Origin of the sequence: Streptomyces oceani (assembly GCF_001751245.1) — a bacterium.
Taxonomy (GTDB): domain Bacteria; phylum Actinomycetota; class Actinomycetes; order Streptomycetales; family Streptomycetaceae; genus Streptomyces; species Streptomyces oceani.
In genome coordinates this window covers 5,310-28,068 of sequence record NZ_LJGU01000137.1, presented here as the reverse complement: position 1 = coordinate 28,068, position 22,759 = coordinate 5,310, and the positions used below count along the sequence as shown (strand labels likewise).

Below are 22,759 nucleotides of genomic sequence, written 5' to 3'. Positions count from 1 at the left end.
GCCGATCCGGCGCCGTGGCCGCACTCTTCATTCGTACGGGTGAAGTTCGCCCGAACCCCTGGCGACGAGCCGGATCGGCAGTGTCAGCTGGCGCGGTGGCTCGGTCACCCCGTCGAGGCGCCGGAACAGCAGCTCGGCAGCCGTGCGTCCGAGTTGTGCCGGATCTTGGGCGACCACCGAGACGGGAGGGGTGAGCAGCTCGGCCAGTTCGAAGTCGTCGAACCCCATCAGGGCTACGGGCGGGCCCTGATGGGCGGCGAGTTCGCGGACCACCGTCACGGTGGTCCGGTTGTTGCCGGCGAACAGCGCGGTGACGGGTCGCGGCCCGGTGAGCATGCGGCGGGTCTCCGCGCTGATCCGTTCCGGATCGGTCGGCCCCAGCGAGGTCCAGGCGGGGTCCACCGGCAGCCCGGACTCGGCCATCGCGTCTCGGTAGCCGCGTAGCCGCTCGGTCGCGGTCTGGATGTGTGGCTGGTCGCCGAGGAAGCCGACGCGCCGATGACCGTGGGCGAGAAGATGAGCGGTACCCTCGCGCGCGCCGCCATAGCTGTCCGAGCGGACGACGTCCGCCTCGATCAGCCCGGGCGCCCGGTCGACGAAGGTCACCGCGACGCCCGCGTCGATCTCCGGCGTCAGATAACGGTGATCGTCCCCGGCCGGGATGATCACCAGGCCATCCACCCGACGCGCGCACAGAGCCAGCACCAACTCCTGTTCTCGCTCGGGACTTTCGGCGCTCGAGCCGTTGATCAGCAGGGCGCCGTGTGCTCGCGCCACCTCCTCGACCGCCCTGCTCAGCGGTGCGTAGAAGGGGTCCGCGAGGTCCTCGAGCACCAGGCCGATGCTGGCGGTGCGGCCCTTGCGGAGCGTGCGGGCACTGTCGTTGCGCCGAAAGCCCAGCGCCGTGATGGCCTCCCGCACCCGGTGTTCGGTGTCAACGGACACTCCCTGCTCCCCGTTGACCACTCGTGACACCGTCTTGAGGCCCACCCCGGCCCGGGCCGCGACATCCTTCATGGTGGGCCGGTTGCCCGGCGGGCGGGCGGGATCACGATGCGTGGGGCGTACGGGATGGGGCACGGGTCGTCCTTCTCGTCGCGGGCGTCGTCGGGTTCGCCGGTCGGCTCCGGAAGCCTGTCGGCCGGATCGGAACCATGCCAGCACACATCATCGGCCGCCGTGGGGGCGTGAACGGCGACGAGACTGTTCGTCCTCGCCCGAACCGCCGGGGTTTCGCCGCGACTTCCAGCATCCTGGCAGGCCAGAGGGGCGCCGCGCCGCAAATACATGGAAGTTTCCATAATAGGAATATCCAGGGGGCTTCCTTCACATGGACGATCTGCGACTGACCGGAGGGATCATCGACTGCCTGTCCGTCATTCGCGACCGGGCGCACGGTGAACTCAGGGAGTTGGCCCGGGGTCTGGGGCTGATCGAGACCCAGACCGGCGTGCTGTGGAAGCTGCGTCGCGAGCGGGGGATGACCGCGCGCCGCCTGGCCGGCCGCACGCAATGCTGACGCTTCGACCGCCATGTCGATGATCGACCGGCTCGAGCGGCGCGGCCTGGCGCGCCGCGTGCCGCACCCCACCGATCGTCGCGTGAAACTCATCCAACCCACCCCCGAGGGGTGCGTGTTGCGTGACCGTGTCACCCAGCACACCACTGAGCACTCGCCCTTCGCCCGCCTCGACCGCGAGAGCGGGCTGCGGCTGCACACGCTCCTACGCGAGGTGATCGGCCGGGCTCGGCCGCCGTCCGGGTCCGCCACGTCAAGGACAGTGACGAAGGGGAGCGGGAACGAGCGGCGGGACCGTGATCAACACCGGCGGAGTCTCCGGTCTGGGCCCGGTGACGGCACGCTGTCTGGTCGAGGCCGGACAGAGCGCCCGTTCGCCACCACCTTGGAGGAGGGTGTGCGGGCCGCCGTCTGTCTCGACGTCGCCTTGTCCGCCCCGCGTCCCAGTATGGTGGCTTCTTCAGCCGGTCCCAGCCGTACGGGTCGTCGCGGTTCGCGCTGGACCCCCTCGCGAAGTGAGCGCGTCGCAGCCCAGTCGCATCGGTGACAAGGCATCCGACGGACCTCGGCTGGACAACGTTGTCAGAAACTCGGAGACTTGCGGCTGAGCCGTGCCCGAGCGGGCACGGAACCAGCTGCACAGGAGACCGACGCACATGCACACCGACCTCGTCGCGGCGCTGGACATCGGGGGCACGAAGATCGCTGGCGCCCTCGTCGACGCGTCCGGCCGGCTCCGGGCCAGCGCACGCCGTCCCACTCCCGAGGGGCTGGACGGTGACCGTGTGATGGATGCTGTCCACGAGGTGCTCGGTGAGCTCGCCCGGCACCACGAGTGGCCGCGAGCGGGCGCGTTGGGAATCGGCAGCGCCGGTCCCGTCGACTCCGTCGCGGGCGCCGTCAGCCCGGTCAACATCCCGGCCTGGCGCCATTACCCGTTGGTGGAGCGGGTGCGCCCGCATCTCGACGGGCGTCCGGTGATCCTGGTCGGAGACGGCGCGGCGGTGACGGCCGCGGAGCACCGGCACGGCGCGGCCCGTGGCCACGATCACGCGTTGTGCATGGTGGTGTCCACCGGCGTCGGTGGCGGTCTGGTGCTGGACGGGAAGCTCTACGCGGGGCCGACTGGCAACGCCGGGCACATCGGGCACATCAGTGTGGACCTGTTGGGTGAGTCGTGCCCCTGTGGGTCGCGTGGTTGCGTGGAGCGGCTGGCGAGTGGCCCGAGCATCGCTCGTCGAGCGCTGCACGACGGTTGGCTCCCGGGCCCGGACGGTGACCGTACGGCCGCCGCGGTGGCATCGGCGGCTCGCGCGGGCGACCCGNGGGCCAGCGCACGCCGTCCCACTCCCGAGGGGCTGGACGGTGACCGTGTGATGGATGCTGTCCACGAGGTGCTCGGTGAGCTCGCCCGGCACCACGAGTGGCCGCGAGCGGGCGCGTTGGGAATCGGCAGCGCCGGTCCCGTCGACTCCGTCGCGGGCGCCGTCAGCCCGGTCAACATCCCGGCCTGGCGCCATTACCCGTTGGTGGAGCGGGTGCGCCCGCATCTCGACGGGCGTCCGGTGATCCTGGTCGGAGACGGCGCGGCGGTGACGGCCGCGGAGCACCGGCACGGCGCGGCCCGTGGCCACGATCACGCGTTGTGCATGGTGGTGTCCACCGGCGTCGGTGGCGGTCTGGTGCTGGACGGGAAGCTCTACGCGGGGCCGACTGGCAACGCCGGGCACATCGGGCACATCAGTGTGGACCTGTTGGGTGAGTCGTGCCCCTGTGGGTCGCGTGGTTGCGTGGAGCGGCTGGCGAGTGGCCCGAGCATCGCTCGTCGAGCGCTGCACGACGGTTGGCTCCCGGGCCCGGACGGTGACCGTACGGCCGCCGCGGTGGCATCGGCGGCTCGCGCGGGCGACCCGGTCGCGAGCGCCACGTACGCGCACGCGGCCCGTGCGCTCGCCGCCGGTATCGCGGGGACGGCCGCGCTGGTGGAGATCGAGGTGGCGGTGATCGGTGGCGGGGTGGCACGTGCCGGTGAGGTGCTCTTCGCCCCGCTTCGGCGGGTGTTGGCGGAGTACGCCACGCTGCCGTACGTCCGCGGTCTGCGGGTGGCGCCGGCGGAAACGGGCACCGACGCCGGGTTGGTCGGTGCCGCGGCGGCCTGCCGTGACCTGTTGGGCCCAGAGGCCGCGGGCGGTTTGGCACGACGGGAGGGGCCGCCGCGGGCCGACTGACACCGTTCTCGGGCTTGTTCCCGGTCCAGGGCCAGCGCCAGGTCCAGGGCCCGGTGGCCCGGTCCCCGGTCCGAGGGCAAGCGGCGTCTGGCGCCGGAACCGTGCCGGAGTCCGTGCCCGTGCCCCGTACGTACGCCGTGCGCCCGCGTGCTCCCGTGCGCCCTGTGGCCGTCGCGGGCCCAGGACGCGTGCGCGGGTGCCAGGGCTGACCGGCGCACGCGAACCGCGTCGCGCGCGGGAGCGCCGCCCGGCGCGTTTCCGTCGCGGGTGGGAGTGGGCAACTCACACGAGGGGCGATGGAAGAGGGGGAAGTGTGATCGTCTGGTTGAACGGTCCGCACGGCGTCGGCAAGACCGCCACGGCTCGTGAACTCCTGCACCTGCTACCCGGGAGCACGCTCTTCGAGCCGGAGATGGTCGAGGATGGGCTGCGCGGCATGCTGCCCGAGAAGTGCCTCAGCGGGGTGGAGGACTTCCGTGAGCTCGCCGCCTGGCGCAGGCTTGTCGCGGACACGGCCGTCGCGGTTCTCTCCGAGGTTCCCGGGCCGCTGATCGCCCCCAGCACCCTGCTGCGCCAAGAGCATCGGGACGAGATATTCGGCGCGCTCGCCGCGCGGCGGGTGTCGGTGTGCCACGTGTTGCTGCACGCGGAGGAAACGATCCTCCGTCATCGGCTCGTGACCAGGGCCGCCTTCGACGGCGGGGCGCCGGGGGCGACGGACGGGGACCGTCTGGACGCGCGAGCCACCGCCGCCGTACGAGTCGAGGCTCCGGGAGACCACCCGACGGCGGAAGCGGCGCCGCCCGAGCCCGGTCCGGGCGAGTGGCACCGGAGTCAACTGGCCGCCTACCGGTCCGCGCTGCCCTGGCTCACGGCGGACGCGCATCTGATCGACACGAGCGCGGTCAGTCCCCATCGTGCCGCTCAGGTCGTCGCCGACGCCGTACGGGAGGGGGCGGGCGCCCTGGACATCGTGCAGACGCCCGAGCCCACCGCGGACACGCTCGCAGCCGGGGTGCTGTTGTTCGACGAGGACGACCGGGTGCTGCTCGTCGATCCGACGTACAAGCCGGGCTGGGAGTTTCCCGGCGGCGTCGTCGAGCCCGGTGAGGCGCCGGCGCGTGCCGGCATGCGCGAGGTGGCGGAGGAGCTGGGGATCGAACTGGCAGAGGTGCCGCGGCTGCTCGTCCTGGACTGGGAACCACCCGGCCCTTCCGGCTACGGCGGACTGCGGTTGCTCTTCGACGGTGGCCTGCTGGAGTCCGGGCGCGCGGCGGACCTGCTTCTCCCCGGAGCCGAGCTACGGGGCTGGCACTTCGTGAGTGAGACGGAGGCGGCGGGGCTGCTACCACCCGTACGCTACCGCCGGTTGCGCTGGGCGTTGCGAGCGCGGCGACAGGGCACGACGCTGAACCTCGAGGCCGGAGCGCCGGTTGGCGGTTGAGCCGCCCGTCCGCGCCACCGGTCGCGCCAGCCCAGCGGCGGGAGCCGTCCGGTTGGGTGGCACGGCCGTACGTCCCACACGGCCATGCGTCCGGTCCGGTGGCACGGCTCCCGTCCCGGTCAGCCCTGGGAGCCGGACCGCGCGTACTTCCGCAGGAACAGCGCCTCCGCCACGGACAGCGCCTCCAACTCCCGTGGCGAGACGCTCTCGTTGACCGCGTGGATCTGCGCCTCCGGCTCGCTCAGACCCATCAGCAGGATCTCCGCGCGCGGGTACAGCCGTGCGAGCGTGTCGCACAGTGGGATGGAGCCGCCCTGACCCGCCGTCGCCGTCTCGGTGCCGTCGTACGCCTCCCGCAGCGCCTCGGTCATCGCGGTGTACGCGGGGCCGCCGCTGTCCGTGCTGAACGGCTGTCCCTGCCCGACCTGCGTACACGTCACCTGAGCGCCCCACGGCGCGTGCGCCGTCAGGTGCCTGATGAGCAGTTCCGTCGCGTGTGCCGCGTCCGTGCCCGGTGGCACCCGCAGACTGACCAGCGCGCTGGCGTTAGCCTGTACGGACGGGGTGGCCCCCACCACCGGCGGACAGTCGATGCCCAGCACGGTGACCGCCGGACGGGCCCAGACCCGGTCCGCGACGCTGCCCGAGCCGATCAGTCCCACTCCGTCCAGCACCTTGGCGTCTCGCCGGAAGTCCTCCTCCGGGTAGTCGACGCCCTCCCAGCACGCGTCGGTGCCCAAGCCGTCGACGACGGTCGAACCGTCCGCGGCGCGTAGTGAGTCGAGTATCCGGACGAGGGCGCCCAGCGCGTCCGGGGCGGCTCCGCCGAACTGTCCGGAGTGCAGGTTGCCGACCAGCGTGTCCACCGACACGCGTACGAGGGTCATGCCGCGCAGCGTCGCGGTGAGGGTCGGCAGCCCGGGCCGGAAGTTGCCGGTGTCGCCGATCACGATGGTGTCCGCCGCGAGCAGCTCCGGGTACGCGTCGGCGTACCGCTCCAGGCCTCCGGTGCCCTGCTCCTCGGAACCCTCGACGATCACCTTGACGCTCACCGGCACGCCGCCGTTGGCCTTCAGGGCACGCAGCGCGAGCAGGTGCATCAGGACGCCGCCCTTGCAGTCCGCGGCACCTCGGCCGTACCAGCGGCCGTCTCGTTCGGTGAGTTGGAAGGGCGGGGAGTGCCAGGCCGCCTCGTCGAGCGGCGGTTGTACGTCGTAGTGCGCGTACAGCAACACCGTGGGTGCCCCCGCGGGGCCGGGCAGGTGACCGTAGACGGACCGGGTGCCGTCCGGGGTGTCGAGCAGCGCGACCTCCTCGAAGCCCTCCGTACGGAGAGCCTCCGCGACCCATTCCGCGGCGGCCGTACACTCGCTCGGCGGAAACTGCGCCGGATCGGCCACGGACCGGAAGGCCACCAGTTCGGCCAGCTCGGTTCGGGCCTGTGGCAGCAGTGACGAGACGGTGGTGGCGATCGGGCTCTGCGACATGGGAACGCTCCTCGTGGGCGCGACGTTGGGCACCTACGTATATACATATGTATGTGCGGGGGTGTGGCTGATCTTCCCACAGGGATTCCGGACACTCCGCCGGACGCAGGAGGCGCCCGGTCGCGCCGGGCGGCACGGAACGAACAGAGCAGGGGCACAACGTGAGCAGCGAGTACGCGGCCGAGGGCGCCGAGGATGACGCGGCCGGAGACGCCTCCGGGGAAGGCGACCCGGATCGGCAGGTGTGGGACGTGGTGGTGGTCGGTGCCGGGCCGGCCGGTGCCTCTGCCGCGTACGCCGCGGCGGTCGCGGGCCGTCGGGTCCTGCTGTTGGAGAAATCCGAGCTGCCGCGGTACAAGACCTGTGGCGGGGGGATCATCGGCCTGTCCCGGGACGCCTTGCCGCCCGGCTTCGAACTACCCCTGCGCGACCGGGTGCACGCCGTGACCTTCTCGTTGAACGGCAGGCTGAGCCGCACCCGACGTTCGAGGTCGACGCTGTTCGGCCTGCTCAACCGCCCGGAGTTCGACCACGCGCTCGTGCGCTCGGCCCAGCAGGCCGGGGCGGAGGTCCGTACGGGCGTCTCGGTCTCCCGGGTCGAGCAGCACGGCTCGCAGGTGCCCGATCGGCGGACGGTGGCGGTCCTGCTGGCCGGTCAGGAGGAGCCGGTGCTGGCCCACGCGGTGGTGGGCGCGGACGGTAGCGCGAGCCGGATAGGCAGTCATGTCGGGGTGCAGCTCGAGCAGGTGGACCTCGGCCTGGAGGCCGAGATCCCGGTGCCGGCGAGCGTGGCCGAGGACTGGGCGGGCAGGGTGCTGATCGACTGGGGGCCGTTGCCCGGGAGTTACGGATGGGTCTTCCCGAAGCAGGACACTCTCACGGTCGGCGTCATCTCCGCCCGTGGAGAGGGGGCGGCCACCAGGCGGTACCTGGACGAGTTCATCGCTCGGTTGGGCCTCTCCGGCTTCCCGCCCAGCATCTCCTCCGGACATCTCACCCGGTGCCGCACCGAGGACTCCCCGCTCTCCCGCGGGCGGGTGCTGGTCTGCGGTGACGCCGCCGGACTCCTGGAGCCGTGGACCCGGGAGGGCATCTCGTTCGCCCTGCGCTCCGGCCGGCTCGCGGGTGAGTGGGCGGTGCGCGTGGCCGAGGCGTACGACGCGGTGGACACCCGGCGGCAGGCGCTGAACTACGCCTTCGCGGTGAAGTCGGGGCTCGGGGTGGAGATGGGGATCGGTCGGCGACTGTTCCACGCCTTCTCGCGTCGGCCCGGGCTGCTGCACGCCGCGCTCACCGGCTTCCGACCGGCCTGGAACGCCTTCGCCGGAGTGACCCGGGGCACGACCTCGCTGACCCGCATCGTACGGACGCATCCGCTCGCCCGGCGTGCGCTGGACACGATGGACCGTCCGCAGGTCACTGGCCGGACGGGTTAGGAGCGGCCGGGGGTCGCGTCGCCTGCCGTTCCTACCGGCGCCCGTCGGGTCGTTCCTCGCGGACGATGCGGAAGACCGGGTGCCGGTGCGCGACCGCCAGCAGTTGCTCGTCCGTGGAGTCGCCGTTCACCCCGTCGAAGAACCGGCCCACCTCCCAGCCCCAGCGGCGCAGGTACGCACGGAGCAGCGGTGCCTTGTCCGCGTCAGCCACCTCGCGGGCGTGGAAGACCACGCGCCTTCCGCGCTGTCGCAGCTCGCCCTGGCCCGCCGCGCGGAGATTCCGTACCCACTGGGTGTGGCCGCGCGCCGCCACCAGGTAGCGCTGGTCCTGGTGAGTCAGGGGGTTCACGGGTGTCGTGCGCCATGTGCCGCTGGTGCGACCCCGTACGGCGAGTTCCGCCATGCCGAAGGGACTGACGCCACTCCGGGCGAGCCACCGCAGTGGGCGGGTCAGGGCGAGTTCGAGTCGGCCGGGGCGGAGGTAGTGGGTGGACATGAGCGTCACTCCTTCTGTCGTCGAGAGCACTGCTCTCTTTTTGGAGCATCGTTCCATCGGCGTCGGTCAAAAGCAAGAGCACTGCTCTCGTCGTGGTCCGCTGCTCTGAGCCTCTGGCAGACTTCGCCCCATGACCAGGCTCCAGGGCGCTCGGGAACGGGCTCGCAGTGACATCACCGCCGCCATCAAGGAAGAGGCTCGTCGCCAGTTGGTGAAGCAGGGAGCCGACCGGCTCTCACTGCGCTCCGTCGCACGCGAGTTGGGGATGGTCTCCTCCGCGCTCTACCGCTATTTCCCCGGCCGGGACGAACTCCTGACCGCTCTGATCATCGACGCGTACGACGCTCTGGGTGTCGCGGCGGAGCAGGCGCTCGCCGCGACGCCGGACGAGGCACGACGAGCGGCGGACCCGCAGGTCCACCTGCGGCGTTGGCAGGCCGTCTGCCGCGCCGTGCGTGGCTGGGCGTTGGAGCACCCGCACGAGTACGCCCTCATCTACGGTTCGCCGGTGCCCGGGTACGCCGCGCCGGACGCCACCACCGACCCCGCCGCCCGTACCGCTCTGGCACTGATCGCGGTACTGTGCGACGCGCGCGCCGCGGGAGCCCTGCGTACTCCACCGTCCGGTCCGCCACCGCCCGCCACCGCACAGGCGGACGCGGCCCGCCTCGGCGCGCGTCTCGACCTGGCGCTGGAACCCTGGCTGCTGGTGGAACTCGTCTCCGTCTGGGCGCAGTTGTTCGGACTGGTCAGCTTCGAGCTGTTCGGACATTTCCAGCGGGTGGTGGACGCACGGGAGGAGTTCTTCGACCACGCCACCGCACGACTCGCGTACGGCATGGGCCTCGCCGGGGCCGGGGACCCACGCTGACCCGTCACGTGGGGACGTTACGCCACGGCGGATCGCTACTGCCGTGGGAGTACGCGTGAGCACCACGCCCGGTGGACGGCGCTCCCCGGGCCGTCCGTCTAGCGTGGCCGTATGAACAGAGCCCACCCGCGGCGCACGCTGCCCGGACCGTCGCTGTGGCGGCGCTGGACGGAGCCGCCCCCGGCGGTGGCGCGACTGCCCTGGCCGTCCACACTGCTGATCACCTTCGTCACGGTGATGGGCTCCGGCTTCGCCGCGGCGGGGCAATCCGACCGGGCACAACTCGACGCGCTCGCCCGGGTGCTCCTTGTGCTGGGTCCGGCGGCGCTGCTGATGCGGCAGCGCTTCCCGGGATACGTCGCGCTCTTCGCGTGCGCGGTGTGTGGGACGTACCTCGCCCTGGGCTATCCTCCCGGGCCGATCTACCTCTGCGCGGTCGTCAGTACGTTCGCCGCGGTGGCCGCCGGTCACCGCCGGCTGGCCTGGACGGCGCTGACGCTGCTGTGGGGGAGCCACCTGCTGGTGGGCGTATGGCTCTACCGCTGGTTGCCACCCTCGGGTGACGGTCCGGACGGATGGAGCGAGGTGCTTGCCCCGGGGGCCTGGATGGTCGCGGTCGCGGCCGCCGGCGAGGTGCGACGCGTACGGTTGGCCGAGTCGGCGCGGAGACGGGTCGAGCAGGAGGAAGCGGAGCGGCGCCGCGCGGACGAGGAGCGGTTGCGGATCGCCCGCGAACTGCACGACGTGCTGGCGCACAGCATCTCCGTGATCAATGTGCAGGCCGGAATGGGGCTCGCGCTGCTGGACTCGGATCGCGAGCAGGCTCGTACGGCACTCACCACCATCAAGTCCGCGAGCAAGGAGGCGCTGGGCGAGGTACGCCAGGTCCTGGACAGTCTGCGGACCCCGGGCGAGGCGCCCCGGACGCCCGCCCCGGGGCTGGAGCGATTGCCGGAGTTGGCGGAACAGGCCGCCGGAGCCGGGCTGTGGGTGGCGATCGAGACCGAGGGCCGCCCTTGCGCGCTGCCGGCCGGCGCGGACCTCGCGGCGTTCCGTATCGTTCAGGAGGCGCTGACGAACGTGATGCGCCATTCCGCGGCCAGACGGGCCCGGGTGCGGGTGTGCCACGGGCCGGACGCGCTGCGGATCACCGTCGACGACGACGGGCCGGCGACGGAGAACGGGCCGGGTGGCAGCGGGAACGGACTGGTGGGTATGCGGGAGCGGGCCGCCGCGTTCGGTGGCGAGGTGACCGCCGGGTCGGGCGCGGACGGGGGATTCTGGGTGTGCGCCTGGTTGCCCCGGACGGCCCCCGATACGGTGCGCGGAAAGGACAGGGAGGCGTCGTGATCCGCGTACTGTTGGCGGACGACCAATTGCTCGTACGTGCCGGGTTCCGCGCGTTGCTGGACGCGCAGCCGGACATCGAGGTGGTGGGGGAGGCGGCGGACGGGGCCGAGGCGGTAGCGGTGGTCCGGGAGTTGGTCCCCGAACTGGTGCTGATGGACATCCGCATGCCCGGGCTGGACGGGCTGGCCGCCACCCGCGAGATCACCGGGAATCCGGCGCTCGCGAACGTGAAGGTGGTCATGCTGACCACCTTCGAACTGGACGAGTACGTCTTCGAGGCGATCCGCTGCGGGGCGTCCGGCTTCCTGGTGAAGGACACCGAGCCGGACGAGTTGGTGCGGGCGGCGCGCTTGGTCGTCGCCGGCGACGCGCTGTTGTCCCCGGGGGTGACCCGTCGACTGATCGCGGAGTTCGCGGCCCGTTCCAAGGAGCCGGCCAGTCCGGCGAGCATGGCCGAACTGACCGAGCGGGAACGGGAGGTGATGGCCCTGGTCGGTATCGGGCTGTCGAACGAGGAGATCGCTGGGCGCCTGGTGGTCTCCCCGCTCACCGCCAAGACGCATGTCAGCCGCACCATGGTCAAGCTCGGCGCCCGGGATCGGGCTCAACTCGTGGTGCTCGCCTACGAGTCGGGGCTCGTGCGTCCCGGCTGGCTCGGGTGACGCCAGTCCCAGCGCAGCAGGACCCACAGGACGCGCGCGATGAACACCGCGCTGCCCACCCACTGGGCGTGCGTGATCCATCCGGACGAGCCGTGCCAGAAGAGCGCCGGGCTGGCCAGGGCGAGGAAGGTCGCCCCGGCGAGCAGCCCGCCGCTGACGATCGCGAAGACGATCTCGACGGTGGTGGCTTCGCGTTCGTCCTGTGTGGGTGGGCCCTTGGCGGGCACCTGTGGTCCGTCGTCCTGAGGCCACTGCGCGTCCATACGCGGATTCTGCCACCACGGGCCGACAGCGCGGTATACGGGAGCGCTCGCGCCGGCGCTCCGCGAGCCGGGAGGGCCGGGCGGGCCCCCGGATCAGCGGCGCTGACGGTCGGCGGACTTGCGGCGTACGTACAACTGTTTGCGGACTCTGGCGACCACGGTGCCGTCGGCAGCCGTCACCTCCGAGGTGAACCACGGCAGGGCCTTGTCACCCTCGGCGGTGGCGGCCCGGAGCTCGTCGACCCGGGCGTCGGTCAGCACGAACTCGGCGAAGACGTCGCCGCGGCCGGGAGTGACGTACTCGATCTCGCCGGCCTTGTCCCACACGATGTAGTCGCGGCCGAGTCGCTGCAGCGTGAGCAGCGCCCAGAAGGGATCGCTCATGGAATAGAGCGAGCCTCCGAAGTGAGTGCCGAAGTAGTTGCGGTTGAGCCGGCCCAGCCGAAGGCGTACGCGGGCGCTGCTCCAGTCCTCCGAGATGTGCAGGACCGTGATGCCCGCGCATCGGTACGGAGGCCACCAGGCCATGGCCCGGCGCAGGCCACGCGGGGTGGACAGGATCTTCGCCATGGCGTGACGCTACCATTTAAGTTACTCATGGGTATAGCCACGGCCCGTACGCCGCCCATCGCCCTTCGGGTGAGGTGCGATCGGGGTAAGCACGAGATGCGCGGCCAGCGCGGTGCGGGTGCGGAACAGGCCCCGATCGGCGGACAGCCGGCCCGCGGGCATGACAGTGTCTCCCGGGCCGGGTGGGCCCGGGTGGCGTGAACAGATTTGTTTGCCAACGACACAAAGACAGAATTGAGATGTGACCCTGACTCGAACTACGAAGCTGGAAAGAGGTCGCGGTGCGCTGGGTCCCGCGCTGGAACTCGTGCACACCGGACGTGCGCCCACCCGCGCCGTACTCACCGCGGAACTCGGCGTCACCCGGGCCACGGCCGGCGCGGTCGCCGCTGAGCTGGCCGCGCTCGGGCTGATCACCGTGGACGCGCACCCCGTCGCGGCCGAGGGCACCCAGGGCAGACCGTCCCATCGGCTCGCCATCGACCCGGCTGGCCCGGTCGTACTGGCCGCACAGGTGCACGCGGACGGCTTCCGCGCGGCGCTGGTCGGGCTCGGCGGCCGGATCGTGGCCACTGCACCCGGCTGTATGACGGTGGGCGCCGACCCCGCCCATGTGCTGGGTGAGGTCGTCGACTCCGGTGCCGCTCTCCTACGGGAGACCCGGCGGCGCTGTGTCGGCGCCGGCCTCGCCGTGCCCTCCGCGGTGGCCGAACCGGAGGGCACCGCGCTCAATCCGTTGCATCTGGCCTGGGACGCCGGGGCCCCCGTACGCGAGATCTTCAGCGGGTGCCTCGCCGAACGGGACATCCCGAGCGGGTTGTCCGGCGGGCCGGCGACCGGCTGGACGGCCAACGACGTCAACCTGGCCGCCCTCGCGGAACACCGCCACGGCGCCGGCCGAGGTGCCCAGCACCTCCTGGTGGTGGGCACCGGCCATCGTGGGGTCGGTGGCGCGCTGGTGTCCCACGGGAAGCTGCACACCGGCAGTTCGGGTCTGGCGCTGGAGGTCGGCCACCTCACCGTGGACCCGACGGGGCGCCCCTGCCACTGTGGCGGCCGAGGTTGTCTGGACGTGGAGGCCGATCCGCTGGCCTTCCTCGAGGAAACCGGTCGCCGGCCCGGCCCGGAGGTATCGCTCCTCGAGCAGGCACTGGAGCTGATCCGTGCCGAATACGACACCGACGCCCGTGTACGAGCCGCCGCCGGGACGCTGATCGACCGGCTGGGGCTCGGACTCGCCGGGCTGGTCAACATCCTGAACCCGGACCGTATCGTCCTGGCCGGCCTGCACCGTGCCCTGGTGGACGTGGACGGTGCCCGACTACGCGGGGCGATCACCGAACGGAGCCTGTGGGGGCGCAGCGGTGAACTGCCGGTGCTGCCCTGCTCCCTGCGGCACAATAGCCTGGTGGGCGCGGCCGAACTGGCCTGGCAGCCGGTGCTCGACGACCCGCTGCGGTTGTTGCCCGCCTGAACGAGCGAGAGGAATACGGACAACGTTGAACGAAATACGGGTGCGCCCGGCTCGCGAACTGGAGGGGGAACGGCTGCGGGAGATCGAACGAGCCGCCGGCCACGTCTTCCGCGACCTCGGCATGGAGACGATCGCCGAGGACGAACCACCCTCGCTGGCGGTGCTCGAGGAGTACCGCCAGGCCGGACGCGTGCGGGTGGCCGTGGGGGAGGAGGACCAGCCGGTGGCGTACGTCCTGCTGCTGCCCGTCGACGACTGTACGCACGTCGAGCAGATCTCCGTACACCCCGACGTCGCCCGCCGCGGCATCGGCCGTGCCCTTCTCGACGAGGTGGCGCGGGAGGCGAACGCGGCCGGCGTCCCGGCGCTGACCCTGACGACCTTCCAGGACGTGCCGTGGAACGCGCCCTACTACGAGCGCTGTGGCTTTCGAGCGCTGGAGGACCACGAGTTGACGCCCGGGCTGCGACGGGTCCGCCGGCACGAGGCCGAACTGGGCCTGGACCGCTGGCCGCGCCTTTGCATGCGCCGCGACCTGGAGTCGGCGGTCGGTAGTTAGGCGTCGCTACCGAATGACGGACACCCATGGACAGGGGCGGAGCCGCAGGAGAAAGCTGACGCGGCTCCGCCCCTGCCCATGGGTGTCCTACAAGCTGGGGGTCATGTCCTGGAGGCCGACGACCTGCAGCAACTCGAGCCGCTCGTACGTCTGCGTGCCAGGCTGGGCCGAATGCACAACGAGCTGTTGACTGTGGCCGTCACTCAGCAGCACCTCGCAGTCCAGGTCGAGGACACCGACCACCGCGTGCACGAAACGCTTCGGCGACGGACGGCGCACCAGTACGTCGTGCTCCGCCCACAGCGCCTCGAACTCCTCTGACTCGGCACGGAGTTCGGCCACGAGGGCGGCCGGGCCAGGGTCGGTGGGGCGGGCCGTGGTCACCGCCCGCAAGCTCGCCACGTGCGCGCGGGCGTGCTGCTCGTGGTTCTCCGGCGGGGCCAAGTCCCGTGCGCCCGATACCATGAACCAGTGGCGAATGAGGTTCGTCCCGGTGTGGTCGCCGACCAGGGCCATCGACATCGTGTTCTGAGCGAGCATCTCGCCCCAGTCGCTCAGCACCGACGCCGGGAGATCGTGCAGCCGGTCCAGAATCAGCAGCAGTCCCGGACGGACGTGGTGCGAGGAGCCGCCGCGTCGGGGCGGCTCCTCGCCCGCCAGGTGGAACAGGTGGTCGCGTTCGACGTCCGTGAGCCGCAGGGCGCGGGCGAGGGCGGTGAGCATCTGCCGCGACGGGTGGGAGCCGCGGCGCTGTTCCAGGCGCGTGTAGTAGTCCGTGGACATCCCGGCGCGCTGCGCAACCTCCTCGCGGCGCAGTCCCGGGGTGCGGCGTCGCGGACCCGCGCTCAGGCCCACGTCGCAGGGGGCCAGCCGGGTACGGGCGCGGCGCAGGTAGTCGGCGAGTCCGGTTCGGTCCATGATTTCAGGCTTCCCCGGACTCGGACTCGTATCCAGGGAGTGCCGGTCCCTGGATAACCGCGTCTCTCCCGCCTCTGCCGCCGCTCGCGCACGCTGTCGGACAGGGCCACGACTACGAGGAGGCGGCCATGCTGACATTGGTGACAGGAGCGACGGGCCAGGTCGGGCGGCGATTCGTGCCGAGGATGCTACAGAGCGCGCCACCCGGAGACGAGGTGCGGGTCCTGGTGCGGGACGCTGCGCGCAGCGAGCGGTTTGCCGGGCTTGGCGCCCAGGTGCTTGTCGGAGATCTGCGCGACACAGAGGTGCTCAGCAAGGCGACGGCCGGCGTGGACGCGGTGGTGAATGTCGCCGCCGCGTTCCGCGGGGTGCCGGACGAGGAGGCGTGGACGGTCAACCGGGACGCGGCCATCGAGCTCGGCCGGGCCGCGGTGGCCTCCGGAGTGCGGCGGTTCGTGCAGGCCAGCACCGGACTCGTGTACGGCGCGGGACGGGGCAGGGCACTTGTCGAGGACGATGAGACGGTGCCCGGCACTCATCTCTGGGGCGCCTACCCCGAGTCCAAGTGGGAGGCAGAGCGTGCGCTCAGGGAGTTGGACGGTCTCAACGACCTCCGCATCGGACGGTTGCCGTTCGTGTACGGGGATGGAGACCCGCATCTGGTCAACGTGATGGAATGGGCGTCGAACTGGCCCGCCATGCAGCACCTGCACATGGGCCACCATGTGGATGTGGCGCAGGGCCTGCAGCGGCTGCTGTACACGCCCGGGGCCCATGGTGTCTACAACATCGCAGACGACGCCCCGGTCACCACGGTTGACCTCTTCCAACTCCACGGCCTGACGGTGCCGCGAGAGGTGTACGACAAAGAAGCCCCGGACGTCTGGCACGGCGTGATGTCGACGGCCCGCATCCGTCACGAACTGGGCTACCGCCCGCTCGTCCCGTCGGTATGGACGGCTCGGGAGGCGGGGTGGCTGTAACTGGCGGTCATTCAGGATCGAACCGTCACGCGACCGGCAGACGAGACACGGTACTGCGCCACCGCGGTCCCTCCCTCCGCATGGTGGAGACGGCACGGCGACCGACAGCAGGACCCCAACCCAGCTCTGAGTATCGCCGGCCTCATGTGTGAACACACCCCGGGCTATCGCGAGAACGACGCGCACCTCGCCGGGGCAGCGAGGTCAGAGCACCGGGCGACGTACGCTCCCGCCCCCAGGGCCTCGCGGTCACCGCGGCAGCGGCGCTTCGCATACTCCCGGTGGGGTAGCCGTATGGCCGCTGGTCGTACGACGACGCGGCCGTCCCGTCGGGGCGAGTCTCGGTAGTGCACACAACAGGCACTACCAAGGAGCTGAACCGCGATGAACACCTTGGCGCACTGGGCCGGCGGTGGGGGACCCGGCCCCTGGATTCTGCTCTTCCCGCTGCTCTGGGCGGCCGTGATCCTCGGCCTGGTCACGCTGCTGCGCCGGGTGAGGCACGGCCGCGGTGGTCCCTGGCGGCGCGCCGCGGCAGGATCGGCGAACCCGCCGGTCGACCTGTTGGCGCACCGGTTCGCCGCCGGGGAGATCGACGAGGAGGAGTACTGGATGCGGCTGTCCGTGCTCAAGGAGAGCAAGGGTGGTGCCACCTGACGTTTCCTCGTCGGTCGGCGGGCCCGGCCCCGTCACGCCGGTGCGGCGCTCGGCTGCCGTTCCAGCGTGCCGGCGGCCGCGACGTCCATTCGCCAGCGGTCGCCGAGGTCCGCCTCGGCGGCCGCCGGCGGCACGGCACACGGCGCGGGCGTACGCACTGGCACGGTGAACCAGACCACCTTGCCCGGCGCGTCCCCGCGCGGCTGCATGCCCCAGTCCTTGCTGAGGGCCGCGACGAGCGCCATACCCCGGCCGTCGGTGGCGAGTGCCCCGGACGACCTGAGCCGAGGCATGTCGGGGCCGTGATCTCGTACGGACACGGTCAGTCGGTCCTGGACGTACATCAGCTCAACCGAGCAGCGTTTGTCCGGCCCGGCGTGCTCGTGCACGTTCGCCAGCAGCTCCGTCACGGCCAGGGCTGTCCGATCGATCAGCGGATCGAGATGCCAGTAGCGTAGCTGGGCGGAGATGATGCGTCTGACCTGTCCGATACGCCAGGGCAGCGCCTGGAACTCCACCGCGCAGTGCTGGCTGGGGTGGCTGGGACTGCTGAAACGTCTGGTCACGCGGCGGCTCCCGAGAAGAAGGCCGGATAAGCGCGGGGTAGTGTGATGCGCGTCACAGTCCAGCGTGCGACCCGCGCTGCCGGCATGCAACTCGAGGATCGCGGCCGTGCGCGGTGCGCGCCCTCCGGGGCAGCCCGGGTCAGGTGTCCAGGACGCCGCGCTCGGCCGCCGCCTTGGCCTGGGCGGTCCGTACGGTGTCCAGCAGCCGCTCCTGACTGTCCAGGCCCAGCCGGAGGAGGTACCTGGTGCCGCCGACCGTGGCCAGGGCTCGGCGCCGGACGCCGTGCCACTCGCTGATCCGGATGTCGTCCAGCGGGGCACTGTCGATCTCGCGTCCGTAGCTGGTCAGCAGCTCGAGTCGGCCGTCCCGGACGAGTACCCGCCCGGCCCGGGTGAGTTGGCGCAACCACCGCTCGATCCGCACCCCCGAGGCGTCGAAATCCACGTCCGCCATGTCGCACCGCCCTCCGCCTGAACCGTCGTGGCCCGCTGACCCCGACCGGGTGCCGTACCGTCCTGACAGCAGTGTGCCGCGCCGCGGCCACGACCACCAGTACGCCGGCGCGAAGAGGACGAACGGGGTCTCCCGGCCGTTTCGTCAGTCGTCCGCGGGGTCCGGCTGCGGCGCGTCGGCCGCCCGCTGATCGGCCGGGTCCCTCACCGCGATGTCGGAGTCACCCGCGACCACGAGCCCGGGCAGCTGTTCGTTGATCTCCGCGCGCGCCTCCTCGGACAGCCCGCGATCCGTCACCAGGGTGTCGACCTGGTCCAGCGAGGCGAACGAACTCAGTCCCACCGTCCCCCACTTGGTGTGATCCGCGACCGTGACCACACGTCGCGCCGCGCCCACGAAATGCCGGTTGGTCTCCGCCTCAGCGAGGTTCGGCGTGGACAGCCCCGCCTCCACGGATATGCCGTGCACCCCGATGAACAGCACGTCGAAGTGCAGCGACCGGATCGCCGCGTCCGCGACCGGCCCCACCAGGGAGTCCGAGGGCGTGCGTACGCCACCGGTGAGCACCACCGTCGCCGCCGCGCCACGCAGCGCACGGGCATCGCCCGCGGACCGCTGCGCGCTGTGGAACACGTCGGCGACCCGCACCGAGTTGGTCACCACCGTCAACTCCGGTACGTCCACCAGATGACGGGCCAGCGCGAAGGTGGTCGTACCGCCGGACAGCGCGATCGCGCTGCCTGGCACGGCCATCGCCGCGGCGGCTCGGGCGATCTCCTCCTTCGCGGTCAGCTCCAACGACGACTTGGCCTCGAACCCCGGCTCGTGCGTACTGGCCTCGGCGAGTGGCACGGCGCCGCCGTGCACCTTCTCCAACGCCCCCTGCCGCGCCAGTGCGTCCAGGTCCCGCCGCACCGTCATGTCCGAGACCATGAGGGTCCGGGTCAGCTCGTTGACCCGGACACCGCCCCGTCGCCTGACCTCGTCCAGAATGAGCGCCCGCCGTTGCTCCGCGAGCAGATTCTGGTTGTCGCTCAACGTGTCGCCGTCCTCTCCTGCCCCTTCGCCGGTAGCCGTCATCCTCCCACGGGACGCGGGCGTCGCCGACGTGAGGATTTCGCGGCGATCTCGGTACGGGGAGGCTGACGGGCCGTCCGATCCTGGGATGCTGGTGGCCGGCGAAACAGTTTCCCAGGGGGGCGTATGCGGTCGGCCGGGTCGAGCACGGCACAGTCGGAGGAGCGGCACGCGGACACACCACCCGACGGGGGCGCGCCGACCGGTGGCCTGGCACTGGAACTGCTCGTGCACGGGGTCGGCGGCACGACCCCGCAGGAGATGCTGAACGACCCGCGCACCGAGCGGGTCACCGGGGACGGTACGGCCGCGGTGTACCGGCGCGCGCGGGACGTGGACGCGGAGGAGCGTCCCGAGGAGTACGCAGACCGCCCGATCCCGGAGGCGTACAGCTGGGCGAACCTGACCTCGGGCAACAGCGCCCGGGCGCTGTGGCTGTTGCTGTTGCCGTTCATGGTGGTCAACCTCGCGCACTGGACGCGTCCCGCCGCCACCGGACGCGCCACCCTGGTGCGGTCGCACGGCGTGCTGGTGCGCCTGGTGGCGCTCAGCCTGACGGTGTTGCTGGTCGCCGCGGCCTGCCAGGTGGCGCTGGACCTGGTCGCCTGGCAGTGCGCCGGCACACCGCGCTGCTCGGAGGGGCGGGACTGGCTCGGCTTCCTGGCCGCGGGCCCCGGGGAACCGGGCGGTTGGTGGAGTCAGCCGGGGCGTCGGCTCGCGCTGGCGGCACTGGTACCGGCCGCACTGACCGTACTGCTGTGGTGGCTCTCGCACCGGACCTGGAGCGCGTACGAGTCCCAACCGCCGTGGCGGGAGCCAGTGCCGCAGAATACGCCGCGGCGTGGCGCCGCGGAGACCTCCGCGGGGTCGACCGAGCGGGTGGACGGCGGCGCGGGCACGCGCACGGGGAGTGAGACGCCCGCGCTGTGCCTGCCCGGCTTCTGGTACGGCCGACGGCACGTCGCCCGGCTGCGGGCCGCCCACACGGCGGCCGGATTCCTGACCGTGGCCGGCGCGTTGGTCGCCGCCACCACCCGGTTCGATCGCGCGTCGGGCGGCGACGCGGTGCTGGAGGCGCTGGGCTGGGGACTCGGCGCGGTGGTCGTCGCGGGTGCCACCGCCGTGCTCTACGTCGTGTGCGGGCGGGGCCGCAAGGAACGCGAACCGGACGACACCCTCGACTCGACCGCCGTACGGCTGCTTCCCGGAGCCGCCGCGCTCGTGCTGGCGCTGTCCGTCGTACACGCGGCCTGGTCCCGACCGGGATGGGTCAGCGACGGGAAGCTGCCGGGAGACGCGACCTTCGGCGTGCTAGCGCTCCTCCAGGGCGCGTTGGTCGCGCTGCTGGCCGTGCTCGGACTGCTGTTGCACCGCACCCGCCGGGTGCCCCGTACGGCGCTGGCGGGGCTGGCGGCAGCCGCGGTGGCGATGCTCGGCTGCGGGCTGGGCGGAGTGCTGTCCGGCGGCGTCACCCAGTGGGCCGCCGACTGGTTGGGCGGCTCGATCGCCGGTCCACCCACCGTGCTGACCTGGCAGGCCGCGGCCATCCCGGTGCTGCTCGGCGCGTTGCTCGCGCTGCTCTGCGCCGCCGCCCTGAGGCTGCGCCGCCGCGCCGACCGGCTGGCCGAGAAGGTGCACCAGAACTACCCGGAGGCCGTACGCGACACCTCCCGCTCGCGGCGGATCGGTGGCGCCATCGCGCGTGCCGGGCTGACCGACGCGGCGCCGCTGCTGGTCGGGTTCGTCGCCTCGGTCACCCCGCTGCTCGGCGCTGTGGCGGTGGCCGGCAGTTGGTTCACCGGGGAGGTGCCCGGGGCCGCGGCGAACGGCGCGCCGGACGTGCTCGACGGATTCGCCGACACGGTCCAGGCGCTTGGCTCCTATCTCATCGGGCTGGCCTTCCTTCTCTTCCTCACTTGGGGCCGCCGGGCCTACCGGGACCAGTCCGCTCGGCGCACCATCGGCATCCTCTGGGACGTCGGGACGTTCTGGCCGCGCGCCGCGCACCCCTTCGCGCCTCCGTGCTACGCCGAGCGCGCCGTGCCCGACCTGGTGTGGCGCATGGCCACCTGGCCCCGGCAGCACGCCGGCAGACGGCTCGTCATCTCCGGGCATTCGCAGGGCAGCGTGCTCGCAGCCGCCGCGGTGTGGCAGCTCGACCCGGTCACCCGCCGGCACGTCGCGCTGCTCACCTACGGCTCGCCACTGGAACGGCTGTACGGGCGTTGGTTCCCGGCGTACTTCGGCCCGTCCCCGCTCGGTTCTCTGCACCAGGACGTAGTTTGCTGGCGCAACCTGTGGCGGCTCACGGACCCGATCGGCGGGCCCGTCCGGTTGCCGCGGGTGACGGACCGGCCGGAGGTGGACCGGGGGCCGCTGCGTGACCCGCTGGCGTACGGCCGTACGCCGCGTCAGCCGCTGCCCGCCCCGATCCTGGGGCACAGCGACTATCAGGCGGACCCGGCCTTCGACCAGGAACGGGACGGGCTGCTGGACCGGCTGCGCGGCAGCGGACTACCCGCGCAGAGCGGCCCGGAGCGCTAGGTCGTGTCGCTTGGATGTTCGTGGACCAGGGAGCGGGCCTGGTGTTGGGGTCGCCCCAGGCCGGAGGCCGAGGAGAACGAGCGCAGCGGCACTGCGTGTTGAGACGACAACGCGGCAGACCCGCGTGGCAGGCGAGCGCCGCCAGAGGGATCCCCGCAGGGACCCGAACGACAGGGCCTGTCGCCGCCCCGCTCGCCTCCAGTTCGGCCGGCCAACCCAGCCGGCCAGCGGCTCGCAGGTACGTCGGGCAGGTGTTCGGCGGGCGTACGGCCGCGATCGGCGGCGGAGACCGCGGGGAGAACGGGTGGATCAGCGGGCCGCCGGGAGGTCGTCGGGATAGAGCAGGGTGAGGTCGTCGGTGTCCGGCTCGGGCAACTGGGCCACCCGGCTGGCGTGCCGCTCCACCATCGCCTCGAAGGTCTGTCGCGCCGCGCGACCGTTACCGAACGACGGGCCCTTCGGTACGGCGTGGAAGTGCCGTAGCAGCGCCTCCTGCGCGCCGTCGCCCAGTTGGTACTCGTGCTCCTCGGCCTGCTGCCGCACGATGTGCAGCAGCTCCTCCGGGGCGTAGTCGCCGAAGGTGATGCTACGGGAGAAGCGCGAGGCGACACCGGGATTGGTCGCCAGGAAGCGCTCCATCTCCGTCGTGTAGCCCGCGGCGATCACCACGACCTCCTCGCGGTGGTCCTCCATCAGTTTGACCAGCGTGTCTATCGCCTCTCGCCCGAAGTCCCGCCCAGAGTCCTCGGGGGACAGCGCGTACGCCTCGTCGATGAACAACAGCCCGCCCCTGGCCCGGTCGAACGCCTCCTGGGTACGGATCGCGGTGGAACCGATGTGCTCGCCCACCAGATCCACACGGGACACCTCCACCAGGTGGCCGCGCTCCAGTACCTCCAACGCGTGCAGGATCTCGCCGTACAGCCGGGCCACGGTGGTCTTGCCGGTCCCGGGGGAACCCGTGAACACCAGGTGGCGACGTGCCGAAGCCGCCTTGAGGCCCGCCTGCCGACGACGCCGGCCGACCTCGATCATGTTGATCAGGAGGCGCACCTCCCGCTTGACCCCCGCCAGCCCCACCAGGGCGTCCAGCTCGTCCAGCACCTCCTTGGCCGGCCGGGCCGCGGGGGGCTCCGGCACGCCCTCGCCCGTCGCCGCCTCTCCGGTCCGCGTCCCCGGCCCGGTCGCGACTGCCCCGGCT

Annotated in this window: 23 protein-coding genes; 13 read left to right on the top strand and 10 right to left on the bottom strand. The window is 71.9% G+C overall.

The annotated features are described in order from the left end of the window. Window positions 1–27: 27 nt before the first annotated feature. A complete protein-coding gene (locus tag AN216_RS19570) occupies window positions 28–1,017 on the bottom strand; it encodes a LacI family DNA-binding transcriptional regulator (protein ID WP_070198089.1) in 990 nt (329 codons plus the stop codon). A 313-nt stretch (window positions 1,018–1,330) separates the two neighbouring features. Between AN216_RS19570 and AN216_RS30305 the strand changes: the two genes are divergently transcribed. From AN216_RS30305 to AN216_RS19555, 4 genes are all read left to right on the top strand, one after another. Continuing rightward, window positions 1,331–1,519, top strand: a complete 189-nt coding sequence (locus AN216_RS30305; RefSeq protein WP_070198007.1) for a hypothetical protein — start codon at window positions 1,331–1,333, stop codon at window positions 1,517–1,519. A 13-nt stretch (window positions 1,520–1,532) separates the two neighbouring features. Then, window positions 1,533–2,066 carry a hypothetical protein gene (locus AN216_RS27360; RefSeq protein WP_338059267.1) on the top strand — a complete coding sequence of 178 codons (534 nt, stop codon included), beginning with the start codon at window positions 1,533–1,535 and terminating at the stop codon, window positions 2,064–2,066. A gap of 109 nt (window positions 2,067–2,175) precedes the next feature. Beyond that, window positions 2,176–3,747 (top strand): ROK family protein, encoded by a 1,572-nt coding sequence (locus tag AN216_RS30730; RefSeq protein ID WP_079166768.1) that lies wholly within the window; start codon window positions 2,176–2,178, stop codon window positions 3,745–3,747. Window positions 3,748–4,060: 313 nt separating this feature from the next. After that, window positions 4,061–5,191, top strand: coding sequence for an NUDIX hydrolase (locus tag AN216_RS19555; RefSeq protein ID WP_070198006.1), 1,131 nt, complete (start codon window positions 4,061–4,063; stop codon window positions 5,189–5,191). A 119-nt stretch (window positions 5,192–5,310) separates the two neighbouring features. Here the strand turns inward: AN216_RS19555 and AN216_RS19550 are convergent, their stop codons facing one another. Further along, on the bottom strand, window positions 5,311–6,678 hold the full coding sequence (locus AN216_RS19550; RefSeq protein WP_070198005.1) for a dipeptidase: 1,368 nt from the start codon (window positions 6,676–6,678) through the stop codon (window positions 5,311–5,313). A 161-nt stretch (window positions 6,679–6,839) separates the two neighbouring features. Here AN216_RS19550 and AN216_RS19545 point away from each other — a divergent pair, with 161 nt between their 5' ends. Then, complete coding sequence (locus AN216_RS19545; protein ID WP_079166767.1) at window positions 6,840–8,114, top strand: geranylgeranyl reductase family protein; 1,275 nt, start codon at window positions 6,840–6,842, stop codon at window positions 8,112–8,114. A 31-nt stretch (window positions 8,115–8,145) separates the two neighbouring features. On the opposite strand, the gene AN216_RS19540 is transcribed toward AN216_RS19545, so the two are convergent. Then, on the bottom strand, window positions 8,146–8,610 hold the full coding sequence (locus tag AN216_RS19540; RefSeq protein WP_070198004.1) for a nitroreductase family deazaflavin-dependent oxidoreductase: 465 nt from the start codon (window positions 8,608–8,610) through the stop codon (window positions 8,146–8,148). A 130-nt stretch (window positions 8,611–8,740) separates the two neighbouring features. On the opposite strand from AN216_RS19540, the gene AN216_RS19535 reads away from it, so the two are divergent. From AN216_RS19535 to AN216_RS19525, 3 genes are all read left to right on the top strand, one after another. Further along, a complete protein-coding gene (locus AN216_RS19535) occupies window positions 8,741–9,481 on the top strand; it encodes a TetR/AcrR family transcriptional regulator (RefSeq protein ID WP_070198003.1) in 741 nt (246 codons plus the stop codon). Window positions 9,482–9,592: 111 nt separating this feature from the next. After that, window positions 9,593–10,831, top strand: a complete 1,239-nt coding sequence (locus AN216_RS19530; RefSeq protein ID WP_079166766.1) for a sensor histidine kinase — start codon at window positions 9,593–9,595, stop codon at window positions 10,829–10,831. Next, window positions 10,828–11,493, top strand: coding sequence for a response regulator transcription factor (locus tag AN216_RS19525; RefSeq protein ID WP_070198002.1), 666 nt, complete (start codon window positions 10,828–10,830; stop codon window positions 11,491–11,493). Before AN216_RS19530 ends, AN216_RS19525 begins: the two co-directional genes overlap by 4 nt. Here the strand turns inward: AN216_RS19525 and AN216_RS19520 are convergent. Continuing rightward, a complete protein-coding gene (locus AN216_RS19520; protein ID WP_070198001.1) occupies window positions 11,454–11,756 on the bottom strand; it encodes a DUF6332 family protein in 303 nt (100 codons plus the stop codon). The two genes, AN216_RS19525 and AN216_RS19520, sit on opposite strands and share 40 nt — an antisense overlap. A 93-nt stretch (window positions 11,757–11,849) precedes the next feature. After that, on the bottom strand, window positions 11,850–12,326 hold the full coding sequence (locus AN216_RS19515) for a DUF4442 domain-containing protein (protein ID WP_079166765.1): 477 nt from the start codon (window positions 12,324–12,326) through the stop codon (window positions 11,850–11,852). Between the two features lie 247 nt (window positions 12,327–12,573). Here AN216_RS19515 and AN216_RS19510 point away from each other — a divergent pair, with 247 nt between their 5' ends. Together AN216_RS19510 and AN216_RS19505 are read left to right on the top strand one after the other, a co-directional pair. Continuing rightward, entirely contained in the window at window positions 12,574–13,800 is a 1,227-nt protein-coding gene (locus AN216_RS19510) for an ROK family protein (RefSeq protein WP_420855776.1), read from the top strand. A 34-nt stretch (window positions 13,801–13,834) separates the two neighbouring features. Then, entirely contained in the window at window positions 13,835–14,359 is a 525-nt protein-coding gene (locus AN216_RS19505; protein ID WP_070198084.1) for a GNAT family N-acetyltransferase, read from the top strand. A gap of 87 nt (window positions 14,360–14,446) precedes the next feature. On the opposite strand, the gene AN216_RS19500 is transcribed toward AN216_RS19505, so the two are convergent. Further along, the gene (locus AN216_RS19500; RefSeq protein WP_070197999.1) at window positions 14,447–15,277 is read right to left on the bottom strand and encodes a helix-turn-helix transcriptional regulator; all 831 of its coding nucleotides are present in this window, start codon (window positions 15,275–15,277) and stop codon (window positions 14,447–14,449) included. A gap of 128 nt (window positions 15,278–15,405) precedes the next feature. Between AN216_RS19500 and AN216_RS19495 the strand changes: the two genes are divergently transcribed. After that, window positions 15,406–16,260, top strand: coding sequence for an NAD-dependent epimerase/dehydratase family protein (locus AN216_RS19495; protein ID WP_070197998.1), 855 nt, complete (start codon window positions 15,406–15,408; stop codon window positions 16,258–16,260). A 384-nt stretch (window positions 16,261–16,644) separates the two neighbouring features. Next, entirely contained in the window at window positions 16,645–16,917 is a 273-nt protein-coding gene (locus tag AN216_RS19490; RefSeq protein ID WP_070197997.1) for an SHOCT domain-containing protein, read from the top strand. A 32-nt stretch (window positions 16,918–16,949) separates the two neighbouring features. Here the strand turns inward: AN216_RS19490 and AN216_RS19485 are convergent, their stop codons facing one another. The 3 genes from AN216_RS19485 to AN216_RS19475 all read right to left on the bottom strand — a co-directional run bounded on the left by AN216_RS19485 (window position 16,950) and on the right by AN216_RS19475 (window position 18,975). Continuing rightward, window positions 16,950–17,483, bottom strand: a complete 534-nt coding sequence (locus AN216_RS19485; RefSeq protein ID WP_244502536.1) for an ATP-binding protein — start codon at window positions 17,481–17,483, stop codon at window positions 16,950–16,952. Window positions 17,484–17,622: 139 nt separating this feature from the next. After that, entirely contained in the window at window positions 17,623–17,937 is a 315-nt protein-coding gene (locus AN216_RS19480; RefSeq protein ID WP_070197996.1) for a hypothetical protein, read from the bottom strand. A 144-nt stretch (window positions 17,938–18,081) separates the two neighbouring features. Beyond that, complete coding sequence (locus AN216_RS19475) at window positions 18,082–18,975, bottom strand: DeoR/GlpR family DNA-binding transcription regulator (RefSeq protein WP_079166764.1); 894 nt, start codon at window positions 18,973–18,975, stop codon at window positions 18,082–18,084. 165 nt (window positions 18,976–19,140) lie between these two features. On the opposite strand from AN216_RS19475, the gene AN216_RS19470 reads away from it, so the two are divergent. Further along, window positions 19,141–21,558, top strand: coding sequence for a hypothetical protein (locus AN216_RS19470; protein ID WP_070197995.1), 2,418 nt, complete (start codon window positions 19,141–19,143; stop codon window positions 21,556–21,558). A gap of 309 nt (window positions 21,559–21,867) precedes the next feature. Here the strand turns inward: AN216_RS19470 and AN216_RS19465 are convergent. After that, the coding region (locus AN216_RS19465; RefSeq protein WP_139140965.1) for an AAA family ATPase at window positions 21,868–22,759 on the bottom strand (892 nt) is incomplete at its 5' end.

Bases quoted from the DNA above. Each gene is read 5' to 3' on its own strand.
- AN216_RS30305 (WP_070198007.1), top strand. From the start codon at position 1,331: ATGGACGATCTGCGACTGACCGGAGGGATCATCGACTGCCTGTCCGTC.
- AN216_RS19550 (WP_070198005.1), bottom strand. From the start codon at position 6,678: ATGTCGCAGAGCCCGATCGCCACCACCGTCTCGTCACTGCTGCCACAG.
- AN216_RS19470 (WP_070197995.1), top strand. From the start codon at position 19,141: ATGCGGTCGGCCGGGTCGAGCACGGCACAGTCGGAGGAGCGGCACGCG.
- AN216_RS19535 (WP_070198003.1), top strand. From the start codon at position 8,741: ATGACCAGGCTCCAGGGCGCTCGGGAACGGGCTCGCAGTGACATCACC.
- AN216_RS19500 (WP_070197999.1), bottom strand. From the start codon at position 15,277: ATGGACCGAACCGGACTCGCCGACTACCTGCGCCGCGCCCGTACCCGG.
- AN216_RS27360 (WP_338059267.1), top strand. From the start codon at position 1,533: ATGTCGATGATCGACCGGCTCGAGCGGCGCGGCCTGGCGCGCCGCGTG.
- AN216_RS19570 (WP_070198089.1), bottom strand. From the start codon at position 1,017: ATGAAGGATGTCGCGGCCCGGGCCGGGGTGGGCCTCAAGACGGTGTCA.
- AN216_RS19540 (WP_070198004.1), bottom strand. From the start codon at position 8,610: ATGTCCACCCACTACCTCCGCCCCGGCCGACTCGAACTCGCCCTGACC.
- AN216_RS19495 (WP_070197998.1), top strand. From the start codon at position 15,406: ATGCTGACATTGGTGACAGGAGCGACGGGCCAGGTCGGGCGGCGATTC.
- AN216_RS19490 (WP_070197997.1), top strand. From the start codon at position 16,645: ATGAACACCTTGGCGCACTGGGCCGGCGGTGGGGGACCCGGCCCCTGG.
- AN216_RS19530 (WP_079166766.1), top strand. From the start codon at position 9,593: ATGAACAGAGCCCACCCGCGGCGCACGCTGCCCGGACCGTCGCTGTGG.
- AN216_RS19480 (WP_070197996.1), bottom strand. From the start codon at position 17,937: ATGGCGGACGTGGATTTCGACGCCTCGGGGGTGCGGATCGAGCGGTGG.
- AN216_RS19520 (WP_070198001.1), bottom strand. From the start codon at position 11,756: ATGGACGCGCAGTGGCCTCAGGACGACGGACCACAGGTGCCCGCCAAG.
- AN216_RS19515 (WP_079166765.1), bottom strand. From the start codon at position 12,326: ATGGCGAAGATCCTGTCCACCCCGCGTGGCCTGCGCCGGGCCATGGCC.